At 37.1% G+C, this 13,216-nt stretch carries 8 protein-coding genes and 1 riboswitch; of the genes, 6 read left to right on the forward strand and 2 right to left on the reverse strand.

Going from position 1 to position 13,216, the window contains the following annotated elements; all coding sequences use genetic code 11:
- Window positions 1-87: 87 nt before the first annotated feature.
- The 3 genes from DDY94_RS14430 (at window position 88) to DDY94_RS14440 (ending at window position 4,818) form a co-directional block, all read left to right on the forward strand.
- On the forward strand, window positions 88-972 hold the full coding sequence (locus tag DDY94_RS14430) for a GLPGLI family protein (protein WP_111685219.1): 885 nt from the start codon (window positions 88-90) through the stop codon (window positions 970-972).
- 156 nt (window positions 973-1,128) lie between these two features.
- On the forward strand, window positions 1,129-2,022 hold the full coding sequence (locus DDY94_RS14435; protein WP_111685221.1) for a GLPGLI family protein: 894 nt from the start codon (window positions 1,129-1,131) through the stop codon (window positions 2,020-2,022).
- Window positions 2,023-2,043: 21 nt separating this feature from the next.
- Window positions 2,044-4,818, forward strand: a complete 2,775-nt coding sequence (locus DDY94_RS14440) for a carboxypeptidase regulatory-like domain-containing protein (protein WP_111685223.1) — start codon at window positions 2,044-2,046, stop codon at window positions 4,816-4,818.
- A 69-nt stretch (window positions 4,819-4,887) separates the two neighbouring features.
- Here DDY94_RS14440 and DDY94_RS14445 read toward each other — a convergent pair whose 3' ends face one another.
- Both DDY94_RS14445 and metK read right to left on the reverse strand, forming a co-directional pair.
- Window positions 4,888-6,711, reverse strand: coding sequence for a hypothetical protein (locus DDY94_RS14445; protein ID WP_157957338.1), 1,824 nt, complete (start codon window positions 6,709-6,711; stop codon window positions 4,888-4,890).
- A gap of 147 nt (window positions 6,712-6,858) precedes the next feature.
- Window positions 6,859-8,112 (reverse strand): methionine adenosyltransferase, encoded by a 1,254-nt coding sequence (gene metK / locus DDY94_RS14450; RefSeq protein WP_111685227.1) that lies wholly within the window; start codon window positions 8,110-8,112, stop codon window positions 6,859-6,861.
- A 240-nt stretch (window positions 8,113-8,352) separates the two neighbouring features.
- Window positions 8,353-8,454, forward strand: a riboswitch (SAM riboswitch).
- 47 nt (window positions 8,455-8,501) lie between these two features.
- Between metK and DDY94_RS14455 the strand changes: the two genes are divergently transcribed.
- The 3 genes from DDY94_RS14455 to metF are packed head-to-tail and all read left to right on the forward strand — an operon-like array spanning window position 8,502 to window position 13,140.
- Window positions 8,502-9,506 (forward strand): homocysteine S-methyltransferase family protein, encoded by a 1,005-nt coding sequence (locus DDY94_RS14455; protein ID WP_111685229.1) that lies wholly within the window; start codon window positions 8,502-8,504, stop codon window positions 9,504-9,506.
- Complete coding sequence (gene metH / locus DDY94_RS14460) at window positions 9,506-12,187, forward strand: methionine synthase (RefSeq protein ID WP_111685231.1); 2,682 nt, start codon at window positions 9,506-9,508, stop codon at window positions 12,185-12,187. The genes DDY94_RS14455 and metH overlap by 1 nt, the downstream gene beginning before the upstream one ends.
- Window positions 12,184-13,140, forward strand: a complete 957-nt coding sequence (gene metF / locus DDY94_RS14465; protein ID WP_111685234.1) for a methylenetetrahydrofolate reductase [NAD(P)H] — start codon at window positions 12,184-12,186, stop codon at window positions 13,138-13,140. Before metH ends, metF begins: the two co-directional genes overlap by 4 nt.
- Window positions 13,141-13,216 lie beyond the last annotated feature (76 nt).

Here is a 13,216-nt window from a genome sequence, read left to right on the forward strand (position 1 = left end):
GTTAATTTTATGATAAACAAACTAATATTGTTTAATGTTTGAATATATTTGTTAAACAAAAACAACCAATTTAACAGTTTTTTTATCATGAAATCAATTCTAATTAAATCGAGCTTTCTCTTACTTCTTGTATTATTCTCAGTAAAAGTTAATGATGCAAATTTGTCTAATACTACAGCCAAGTCTGATGATTTTCAAGGTCAGGCTTACTATGTATCGAAATCAAAAATGGAATTAGGGAGATGGGGTGCACGACTTAGTGAAGCCCAGAAGAAGCAAGTTGAAGCGCGACTCAAAAATAGGTTAGAAAAGGAATATATTCTGACCTTCAATAAAGAAGAAGCACTTTTTTATGAGGACGAAAAGTTAGATGCGATGACAGGTGCTACGGATTCTTGGGGTAAAAACTTTGCGCCAGGACGCCAGTATAAAAATGTAAAGACGAATACGCAGATTCAAAGCCAAGAGTTTTATGGTAAGAAGTTTTTAGTAAAAGATAAACTTCAAGATATAAATTGGGTTCTTGGAAAAGAAACAAAGCAAATTGGTAATTACATGTGCTTTAAAGCAACGGCGTCAATCCCTTCTAATGATTTAGCATGGTATGATTTTTCTTGGAGCAGATTAAGCAACAACAATACGCAAGCTGAGAAAGAAAATGATTCAACTGCTACAAAAACAGAAGAGCCAGAAGTTGACGTTGCAATGACAGAAGTTGAAGCATGGTACTCACCACAAATACCAGTCGGACACGGACCATTAGAATATTGGGGTCTTCCTGGATTGATCTTAGAAGTTAATGCTGGTAACACAACTATGCTCTGTACTAAGATCGTTATGAATCCGAAGGAAAAATTAGAAATTGAAGCTCCTGATAAAGGTAAAGAAGTGACGAAGTCAGAATACCAAGAAACGATTGTTGAAAAAATGAAAGAATTTAGAAACAATCGCATGGGTAGAAGACGTAGCTAAGAATTAACAGAAGTTTAACGAAAGTGAAATAAACCATTAGTAAATAGAATAGTCTATAGTTTTAGGTTGTCACAGACAACTCGTCAATGTAACTTTTTTTTAAGAAAGTCTTAAAATTATAAACTTACATTTGCTAATCAACTTTAAACTTTTAACATGAAAAAGCCACTTTCACTTCTCACAGCAATCTTATTGTTTGCTGTTTGTTCACTGTCTTTTGCACAACAAGATTTCCAGGGTAAAGCCTACTATATGTCTAAGACCTCCATGGATCTAGACCAATGGTCGGGTGGACGCGAGTTAAGTCCTGAGCAAAAGAAACGTATTGAGGAACGAATGAAAAGTTTCCTTGAGAAAGAATACATTTTAACCTTCAATAAAGAAGAATCCATTTACAAAGAAGACGAACGATTAGAAGCACCTGGCTCTGGAAGAGGTTGGGGAAACTGGTCGAGTAGTTTTACTGGTGGCCCAAAATATAAAAATGTGAAGTCCAAGGAATTGCTTCAAGACCAAGAGTTTTTCGGAAAGCAATTTCTAATAAAAGACGAATTGAAAGGTCTCGAATGGAAGATGGGAACCGAAACAAAACAAATTGGTAACTATACATGTTTCAAGGCTACAGCAACTAGAACAGTAGATAAATTCGACTGGAGGAGTATGCGCCCAAGACGTGACAGAAATTCTGACGAAAAGAAAGAAGGTGAAAAGGCTAGCGATTCTACAAAAACAGACAGTGATGATCCTATGAGTGAAGTGGAGGTGCCAAAAACAATAGAAGTTGTTGCATGGTACACACCACAGATTCCAATTAACCAAGGTCCAGACGACTACTGGGGATTACCTGGTTTAATCTTAGAAGTAAGTGCAGACAGAACCACGATACTATGCACTAAAATTGTAATGAATCCCGAAGAAAAAGAAGAAATTGAAAAACCAGAAAAAGGGGATGAAGTTACGCAATCGGAATACAACGAAATTATAACCAAGAAAATGCAAGAAATGCGGGAGATGTACGGTGGTCGTGGCCGTGGTGGAAGAAGAAACTAAAAAATCAAACACAATCAAATAATGAAAAAAGCTTTATTGCTGCTATGTTTAGTGGTGGCCGGTAGTACCTTTGCCCAAGTTAGAATGCAAGGTGTCGTTAAAGACAGTATTGGTACGCCATTAGAATTAGCAAACGTTATAGCTATTAACCAGGATACTAATGCGTTAGAATCATACGCGGTTACTAATGACAAAGGGAAATACGTTTTATCTCTCGGTAAAAACGGTAAGTACAAAATTCAGGTTAGTTATATAGGTTATAAAACCTTTGAAGAGATTATTTCTACCACGGGAACGGGGATAACGAAAGACTTCAAATTAGTACCTGACAATTCACTAGATGCGGTAGAATTGACCTATGAAATGCCAGTAACCATTAAAGGTGATACATTGATCTACAATGCAGATTCCTTCAAAAATGGTTCTGAACGTAAGCTTGAAGACGTCTTAGAAAAATTACCTGGAGTAGAAATCAATGAAGATGGACAGATAGAAGTTGAAGGTAAAACCGTTTCTAAAATTATGGTGGAAGGTAAAGACTTCTTCGATGGCGATACCAAATTAGCTACAAAGAATATCCCTTCAAACGCCGTGGACAAAGTTCAGGTTTTAAGAAACTATGCTGAAGTAGGCCAGTTAAGTGGTGTAACTAATAATCAGGATAACGTGGCGATCAATATCAAACTAAAAGAAGGAAAAAAGAACTTCTGGTTTGGCGATGTTACGGCAGGTGCAGGTACAGCACCATCACCTAATGACGAGCTTTATCTGGTTCAACCTAAATTATTTTACTACAGTCCGAAATATAGTATCAATATTATCGGTGATATGAATAATATTGGTGAAGTAGCTTTAACAAATAGAGACCTTAGAGGTTTTGGTGGTGGATTTAGACTGCCAAGTAGAACCAGTGGAACAAATATTAATTTAGGTAATAATGGCTTGGGCGGTCTTACGAGTATTGCCAATGCGCAAGAAGTAATTACCAAATTAGGGTCTGCTAATTTCAGTTATTCACCTAATAAGGCCTTAGATATTAGTGGATTCTTAATTTACAATAGCAGTAGATTAAGAACACGAGAAGAAAGTTTTATTGATTACATCGAAGTTGAAGACGATCCGAGTACACCAATAGACGAATCAGCCAGTTTGCCACCAGATGAAGCTACTGTTTCTACTGGTAGAGAAGCATCAAATCAGTTTATTTCTAAACTAAGTGCATCCTACAAGCCGAATGTTAACAATCAGCTTGATTATGACATTCTAGCACGAGTTTCAGATGATGAAGAACGACAAGACCTTGTGTCTTCTATTGTAGGTGCTACGAATCAGTTAGATCAGGTGAACCCGTATAGTATCAATCAAAATCTGAATTATTACTACACGCTCGATGAAAACAACATTTTTGCATTCGAAGCCCAACATCTTTTACGTGACGAGGATCCTTTTTATAATGCTATTTTAGGAAATGATCCTGATCCGAATAACGTGGATGCTTTTGATCCTACAGCAGCTGGTTTAGGATTAGATTTAGATCAGTTTAATTACGATATAAGTCAAGAAAGACGTGTTAAAACCAATCAGTTAGATGCGAAACTAGATTATTATAACATTTTGAATGCTAAGAGTAATATCAATCTTACGCTAGGAACGATATTGAGTAAACAGAACTTCAATTCTAATATTTTTCAGTTTTTAGATGATGGTACACGTTTGGATCCAACACCAATCATTACAGATTTAGATGGTAATCCATTATCAGCATCAAATGATGATGTGGAGTACAGATTTGGAGATGTGTACTTGGGGGTTCACTACCGTTTCAAAACGGGTAAGTTTACCTTCACGCCTGGAGTTTCTTTCCATGCGTACAGCAATCAAAATACGCAAGGGACTGATACTTTTAAAGACAACTTCTTTGATATTTTACCAGACTTTGAAGCGCGTATTCAATTCAAAAAGAGTGAAAGTCTTCAGTTTAATTATCGTATGACCAATACATTTACTGATGTGACCAATATTGCGGAAGGTTTGGTTTTAAATAATTTCAATAATATACAGTTTGGTAATGCCGAATTGCAAAATGCACTATCTCACAACTTGAGTTTAGCGTATAATAGTTTTAATCTGTTTAATTACACCAACGTATTTGCAATTGTAAACTACAGTAAAAACATTGATCAGATTAGACCATTGACTAATTTTGAAAGTGTTATTAGAACTAATACGTTCTTCAATTCGAACTTTGCAGATGAGAACTTATTTGTAACAGGTAGAGTTCAGAGAACATTCGGAAAGATTAGAGCAACGTTAAGAACAACCTTCAACTACAGTAAGTTTAACTTATTCGTTCAGGGTGAGCGTTCAATTAATGAAACTTTTTCTCAAACTTATGCTCCAGAGATTCGTACGAATTTTAGAGAGGCGCCAAATGTAAGATTGAGATATTCACACAGAATTAATAATAACGATCAAGGAACGAACTCTACGCGATTCGTAACACGTACACCTTCGATCCGATTTGATGCTTACATCTGGAATTCTTTAACCTTCATTACAGATTTCCGATATACAGAGCAAGATGATGGTGATCAGGTGCAATCGTTTAAAACCTGGGATGCTTCTCTGCGTTACAGAAAAGATAGAGATGCTAAATGGGAATATCAGTTAAGAGCTACTAACTTGTTAGATATCGATTCTAATATTAGTAACGGTGCTGGTAATATTTCGGTTTTCAGTTCAGAGACCTTTATACAACCAAGATTTATAACCTTTAGGTTAACATACACTTTATAAATAAAAAAACCTCCAGCACTCAGACAAGACTGAGTGACTGGAGGCTTTCCCCTAACATGATTTATTGTTTTAGTTGTCTCTTAATACATGAACAACACCAGTGATGGTGTGTGGGTTGCCATCATAATCTTCATAGCTTCCACTAAAGTTCACGTCTATATACTCACCTACATTTCCTAGGGCAGTAAGGTTGTAGATAATGGAATTATTGTTTCCTGATACGTTGATACATTCGCCGATAAAGAATCCGGTACCATCTTCTTCATTAGTAAATTCATAATTGTCGTAAGATCCTAATAAGTTCATAGCATCTAAGACACCAAACATATAGAAACAGTTTTCCTGATCGTTATTACTTGCGAAAATATCAATTGACGGACCGCCCCATTGGCCTTGGCCTTCAGCATAAAAATTCGCATTAATATTATCGAAAATTAATACACTTTCGTTATCATCAATAGTGTATTCAATAAACTCAGCGATAGCATTACATGCGCTGATTGTACCTACGTTTGTTTCAGGTGTGGTAAAGGTATAGGAAATTTCACCTGTAGTTTGAATATTAGTATAATCACTTCCATTTATCGTGAAGGTGTTATCTTCATCACATCGAATGAGACTAATTTCAAAAGTACCGTCACTCACCGCATCAATAAAAGTTTGGTTGCCGTAAGTCAATTGTACATAACCGTCTGAAACTGGGTCTCCGTTACAAGTATTGAATGTTCCCGTTACCGTTTCTGTGATGGTATCTGGTGTACTGTTAATAGTAATTTGCACGAAGGAATCTTCAGTAAATGGCCCGACAGTTTGTCCATAAAGTGGATCCGTTCCGCAGATATTATAACTGTAAACATTAAGTTCTAAAACTTCGTTACTCGGTACATAACCACATACTTCGCCATTTTCATTTGTATAACCGTAGGTAGTTCCGAAGGTAGCACTAGTGATCGAAACTTGTAAATTTCCTAAGGGCTCATTATTATCATCTGTTGTGGTAACACAAAGTACAATGGCTTCAGCAGGAATATCACAATTCCAGAATGAAAAATGAGAAACTGTTCCAACATACATGTTACCTTGTAGTGTTGCTACACCTTCTTCAACCCAATAACCACGGGCTTCATCAAAATACCATAACGGAATTGTAGCCGGTGCGTTAGGAATTAAACTTGCATCCACAGGAACCATTATTTCAGAAGTTGAACCTTCGGCTAGATTTAAATCTTCACCTGCGGTACCTCGTAGCTCTATGGCTAACATACCTAAAGTTTGTAGCATACGCTCAGCGCCATCTTCGTTTTGTGCATAAAGCATCCCAGGCATTTGAAGTGCCATGTCTTCGTCGGTTGGGTCTAGGTGATGCATAATTACATCTACAGAGCCATCATAACTTGTTCCGTCTTCCTTGATGAAGTTTCCATCGAAGCTCACAGAACTTCCGTCGTTACCTGTTACAGTGCTAGAAGCACCGCTGTTTACAGTTCCGGTAATGGTGGCTTCAAGCATCATAATAGTGACCTTGTTGGTTCCTTCGGCTGGCACCACACTTCGTGAAGCGTGAATATATCCAGTTTTCTCAGCTTTTATGTAGCCAAATCGTTCATTGAGTGTTGCATTATTAATAATGAAAACACCATTATTATCTGTTGTTGCGGTTTGGTTTCCAATGGTGATGGTTACACCTGAAATTGGGAGCTTGTTGATGTCAATTACGTTTCCGATGACATCTCTTGAAATTTGATTTCCGAAGTACTCAGAAAATGTATCCGGAATGTCTTCTTGTTGTTGATCATTTGGAATAACGCCGTCGTCTTCCTGACAGGAGGTCATTACCAAAAGTGAAAGTAAAAGGATTAAAATAAGATTTGGGTAGTTCTTAATTCTTTTCATAGTTTGAAGATTTAGTTTTAATTAAGCTGTTATTAGCTATCTGAACATAAAACATTTCAAACTGAAAAATTCCTACCTCTAGGTCTAACAATAAAAAAACTCTAATCAAATCTGATTAGAGTTTTAAATTTTGAGATAATATATTTATTAAATATCAAATGCTGCTTTGACCTTATCTACATAGTCTAATTTTTCCCAAGTAAATAGCTCTACGTCGATTGTTTTAGAATCCCCATTAGGCTGTTCAAAGGTTTTAGAAACTACTTCGTTTTGTCTGCCCATATGCCCATATGCGGCTGTTTCACTATATATAGGTTGACGTAATTTTAAACGACTTTCGATTGCTGCAGGTCGCATATCAAAAACTTCTGAGACTTTTTCTGCAATCTCTCCATCGGTAATATTGAATGGGCATGTTCCATAGGTGTCTATAAAGATTCCCATAGGTTCTACTACGCCAATTGCATAAGATACCTGTACCAAAATTTCCTCACAAAGGCCAGCGGCAACAAGATTTTTTGCAATATGCCTAGTAGCATAAGCTGCACTACGGTCTACCTTACTTGGATCTTTCCCAGAGAATGCTCCACCACCGTGAGCGCCTTTTCCACCATAAGTATCTACAATGATCTTTCGTCCTGTGAGCCCAGTATCGCCGTGAGGACCGCCAATAACAAATTTTCCGGTAGGATTAATATGATAGGTAATATCTTCAGTAAATAATGGCTTAATATGTTCTGGAACTTTGGCCACTACACGCGGAATTAAAATTTCTATGATGTCTTTTCTGATTTTGTCTAACATAGCTTCATCAGAATCAAAGTCATCATGTTGTGTCGATACCACAATGGCATCAATACGCTGAGGTGTATTGTCATCACTATACTCAATTGTAACCTGACTTTTAGAATCTGGCCTTAAGTAAGTAATGTCCTTATTTTCTCGTCGTAAAGCAGCTAATTCTTTTAAGATAAGATGTGAAATATCTAGTGCTAACGGCATATAGTTGTCCGTTTCATTAGTGGCATAACCAAACATCATACCTTGATCACCAGCACCTTGTTCTTCTTTCGAAGCTCTGTCCACACCGCGATTAATGTCTTCAGATTGTTCGTGTATTGCTGAGAATACACCACAAGAATTACCGTCAAACATATACTCTCCTTTGGTGTAACCAATCTTGTTGATGGTATCTCTTGCTATTTTCTGAACATCTAAATAGGTATTAGATTTCACCTCGCCAGCCAAAACTACTTGACCAGTAGTAACCAACGTTTCGCAAGCCACTTTAGATTCTGGATCAAAGGCTAAAAAATTATCAATTAAGGCATCACTAATCTGATCTGCAACTTTATCTGGATGCCCCTCAGAAACACTTTCAGACGTAAATAAATATGGCATAAATCCTGTATTTTATAATTTAATTTGAAAGATTGCTGAGTCGCTAGAGAAGTTAATTACTTACTGCTTTAGCATTTTTTTATAAGGTTGCAATCAGACAAATTTTTCCTTGTTAAAACGAAGGCAAAAGTAGAAAATTTAATTGAAATGCATATCAATTTTAGATTTTTATGAATAAATTAGGTTTTTAGGTCTTTGTATTAGATATTTGTCAGCCTAAAGTTCAGTTTATTTATTGAAATGTTATCAAGAAAGGTGGAGGGAATAGACCCTTTGATACCTTGGCAACCCTTATACGTAAGAAGGTGCTAAATTCTACTGTTTTTACAGAACAGATAACGGAAACTAAATCTTCATTTTCCTGATAACAAACATTAAACATATCAGGAATGCCAAATAACATATCAACAGAATTACAAAAACGAATCCTTGTGCTCGACGGTGCAATGGGTACAATGTTACAAGCTTATAATTTTACCGAAGCTGATTTTCGAGGTGAGCGGTTTAAAGATTATCCAACCCCATTAAAAGGGAATAATGACCTGCTCTCAATAACGCAACCTCAAGCTATCGCTGAAGTACATGCCAAATATTTTGAAGCAGGTGCCGATATTGTAGAAACGAATACATTTTCAGGTACTACAATTGCAATGGCCGATTACAATATGGAGGATTTGGTTTATGAACTGAACTTTGAATCTGCAAAAATTGCACGCCAGGTGGCTGATGAATTTACTGCAAAGAATCCTGAAAAACCACGATTTGTAGCGGGTAGTATAGGCCCAACTAACAGAACAGCAAGTCTGTCGCCAGATGTGAATAGACCAGAATATAGAGCTATTACATTTAACGAATTACGAATAGCTTACAAGCAACAGGTTGAGGCGCTGATTGATGGTGGAGCTGATGTATTATTGGTTGAAACTGTTTTCGATACACTTAATGCTAAAGCCGCATTATTTGCTATTGAGGAAGTAAAAGAAGAACGTCAAATAGATATTCCAATAATGGTATCTGGTACAATTACTGACGCTTCTGGAAGAACATTGTCTGGACAAACAGTTGAAGCTTTTCTCACTTCAATTTCGCATATTCCACTAATGAGTGTAGGTTTTAATTGTGCCTTAGGTGCTAAACAATTGAAGCCATACTTACAGCGACTTTCTAACGAAACAGAATTTTACACATCGGCTCATCCCAATGCAGGATTACCAAATGCTTTTGGAGAATATGATGAAAGTCCTGAGGAAATGCAAGCCCATATTGAAGGGTATCTCAAAGATGGTTTGGTAAACATCATAGGCGGATGCTGTGGTACGACACCAGACCATATTAAAGCGATTGCAGATGCTGCCCAAAAATACCAACCAAGATTAATTCAAGAAATTGCCTAATGCCAGAAGTTGATTGTAAGAAATATTTAACCCTTTCGGGACTAGAACCTCTTGTTGTTACACCCGAGAGCAATTTTATAAATGTAGGTGAACGAACTAACGTTACCGGATCGCGAAAGTTTCTTCGACTGATAAAAGAAGAAAAATTCAATGAAGCTTTAGATGTGGCTAGAGATCAGGTCGAAGGAGGAGCACAAATCTTGGATGTGAATATGGATGAAGGAATGCTTGATGGTGTTGAAGCCATGACGACCTTCCTAAATCTTATCGCCTCAGAGCCAGATATTGCGCGTATTCCTATAATGATAGATAGTTCTAAATGGGAAATCATAGAAGCAGGTCTTCAAGTGGTTCAAGGGAAATGTGTGGTTAATTCCATTAGTCTCAAAGAAGGGGAGGAAGAATTTAAGCGTCAGGCAAAATTAATTAAGCGTTATGGCGCCGCTGTTATCGTCATGGCCTTTGATGAAAAAGGTCAGGCAGATAATTACGAACGCAGAATTGAAATATGCGAGCGTTCTTACAATATTTTGGTGAATGAGGTGAAATTTGCACCTCAGGATATCATTTTTGATCCTAATATATTTCCTGTAGCAACAGGAATGGATGAGCACAGAAGAAATGCACTCGATTTCTTCGAAGCTACTAAATGGATTCGCGAAAACTTGCCATATGCCAATGTATCAGGTGGTGTGAGTAATGTTTCATTTTCCTTCCGTGGGAATAATGTTGTACGTGAGGCTATGCATTCGTCCTTCTTATTTCATGCCATAAAAAATGGAATGAATTTAGGTATCGTTAATCCAACTATGCTTGAAGTCTATGATGAAATCGATAAGGAACTCCTAGAGCATGTTGAGGATGTGTTATTTGACAGACGCGATGATGCTACCGAGCGCTTATTAGATTTTGCAGAATCCGTAAAGGGTCAGAAAAAAACACAAGAAACAGCCACTCTCGAATGGCGAAATCAGCCGCTTCAAGACCGAATAACTCATGCCTTAGTTAAGGGTATTGATGCATTTATTAACGAAGATGTTGAAGAAGCAAGGTTGCAAGCTACCAAACCAATTGAAGTCATTGAAGGACCATTGATGATTGGTATGAACGTTGTAGGCGATCTATTTGGAAGTGGTAAGATGTTTCTTCCTCAGGTGGTGAAGTCTGCTCGAGTGATGAAAAAAGCAGTCGCCTATTTGCAACCCTTTATTGAGGCCGAAAAAGATGGTAAGCAAGCCTTTGCTGGTAAGATATTAATGGCAACTGTTAAAGGTGATGTTCACGACATAGGTAAAAATATTGTAAGTGTCGTTTTAGGTTGTAACAACTATGAAATTGTTGATCTGGGTGTGATGGTACCACCCGAAAAGATCATAGAAACTGCTAAGGCAGAAAATGTAGATATTATTGGCTTAAGCGGACTCATAACGCCTTCATTAGATGAAATGGTGTACGTGTCTAAAGCCATGGAAAAAGAAAACTTAAATATTCCTCTTATTATTGGTGGGGCAACAACATCGAGAGCGCATTCTGCAGTAAAGATTGCGCCTCATTACAGCAATACTGTAGTTCATATTAATGATGCTTCAAGAGCAGTAACGGTTGTTGGAAACTTACTTCAGAAAGACAATCAAGTTTATAAGGATCAGATTAGAGATGAATATGATCAATTCAGAGAACAATTCTTAAAACGCGGGAAAAAGAAGGAATATCTTCCGCTCGCCGAAGCGCGAAAGAACAAATTCAAAATTGATTGGGAAACTACAGAGATCATTGCACCTGAGCAACTAGGTATTCATGTTCTGGAAGATTTTGATATTACAAAGCTTGAAGCTTATATCGATTGGTCTCCGTTTTTCAGAAGTTGGGATCTTCATGGTAGATACCCAAATATCCTTAAGGATGAAATTGTTGGTGAGCAGGCTACAGAATTATTCGATGATGCTCAGGAAATGTTGAAGCGCATTTTTGATGATCGCCTATTGAAGGCTAAAGCCATTTTTGGATTGTTCCCTGCAAATACAATAGATGATGACGACATTGAAATTGAACTAAACGGAACCACAAAAAAGTTCTTAACCCTTCGTCAACAATCAAAGAAAGCACAGGGCAAACCAAATATAGCATTGGCAGATTTTGTTGCTCCTAAATCGACTGGAAAGCAAGATTATCTGGGCTGTTTTTGTGTTACCACCGGATTTGGTACTCAAGAAATTGCAGCGCAATATGAGAAGGACAACGACGACTATAATGCCATAATGATCAAAGCGCTAGCAGACCGTTTAGCAGAAGCATTTGCAGAATATCTTCACAAGGAAGTCCGAACTAACTATTGGAATTATGCTAAAAATGAGGAGCTTTCTAATGAAGAGTTGATCAAAGAAGCCTATAAAGGAATCAGACCTGCACCAGGCTATCCTGCATGTCCAGATCATTTAGAAAAAGAAACCATTTGGGATGTTTTAAAAGTTGAACAAACCATAGGTGTAAAATTAACCGATAACCTTGCCATGTGGCCGTCGGCAAGCGTTAGTGGTTATTATTTTGCAAATGCCGAAGCAAGATATTTTGGTTTAGGAAAAATAACAGACGATCAAGTTAAAGATTATAGTGAACGAAGAGAAATCACTTTAGAAGAGGCACAAAAATGGCTTAACCCAAACATTGTAAACGAAGCATGAAAGTAACAGAACATATAGAACAATCGAACGGAACAACACAGTTTTCATTTGAAATTTTACCACCACTAAAAGGACAACATATTCAATCGATATTCGATAATATTGATCCATTAATGGAGTTCAAACCGCCATTTATAGACGTCACATATCATCGTGAAGAGTACGTTTATAAAGAAGTTGAAGACGGTCTGTTAAAAAAACAAGTGGTTAAAAAACGACCGGGAACCGTTGGTATTTGTGCGGCTATTCAGAATAAATATGGAGTTGACGCCATCCCTCATATTTTATGTGGCGGATTTTCAAAGGAAGATACCGAGAACTTTTTGGTAGATCTCGATTTTTTAGATATCGATAATGTAATGGCATTGAGAGGTGATGCCGTAAAAAGTGAAACCTATTTTAGACCAGAAAAGGATGGCCATACTTACGCCAGTGAATTGGTTGAGCAAATTCAAAATCTAAACCAGGGGAACTATCTCGATGATGAATTGCAGAATAGTTCGTGCACAAATTTTTGTATCGGTGTCGCCGGATATCCAGAAAAACACATGGAGGCACCAAGTTTAGAAAGCGATATTCACTTTCTGAAAAAGAAAATCAAAAAGGGAGCGACTTATATCGTGACCCAAATGTTTTTCGATAATAAAAAATTCTTTCAATTTGTGGATAAGTGTAGAAAAGAAGGGATAACAGTGCCAATTATTCCGGGGTTGAAGCCAATTGCTACGAAGAAGCAACTCAATTTAATTCCACATCGTTTTCATGTTGATTTACCAGAAGAGCTCATTATCGAAATTGTAAAGTGCAAGGATAATAAGCAAGTAAGGCAAATTGGGATTGAATGGTGTATTGAGCAATCTAAAGAGTTGCAGAAGGCTGGTATTCCGGTGCTTCATTATTACTCGATGGGGAAAAGCGATAACATCAAAGCTATCGCGAAGGAGGTTTTCTAAACCATTACATTTTATTAAGCATTAGATAACATAAACACCTTTGGTGAATGTGTAATTTTGCGGAATAATTTAACCC

Origin of the sequence: Winogradskyella tangerina, assembly GCF_003260205.1 — a bacterium.
Classification (GTDB): Bacteria; Bacteroidota; Bacteroidia; order Flavobacteriales; family Flavobacteriaceae; genus Winogradskyella; species Winogradskyella tangerina.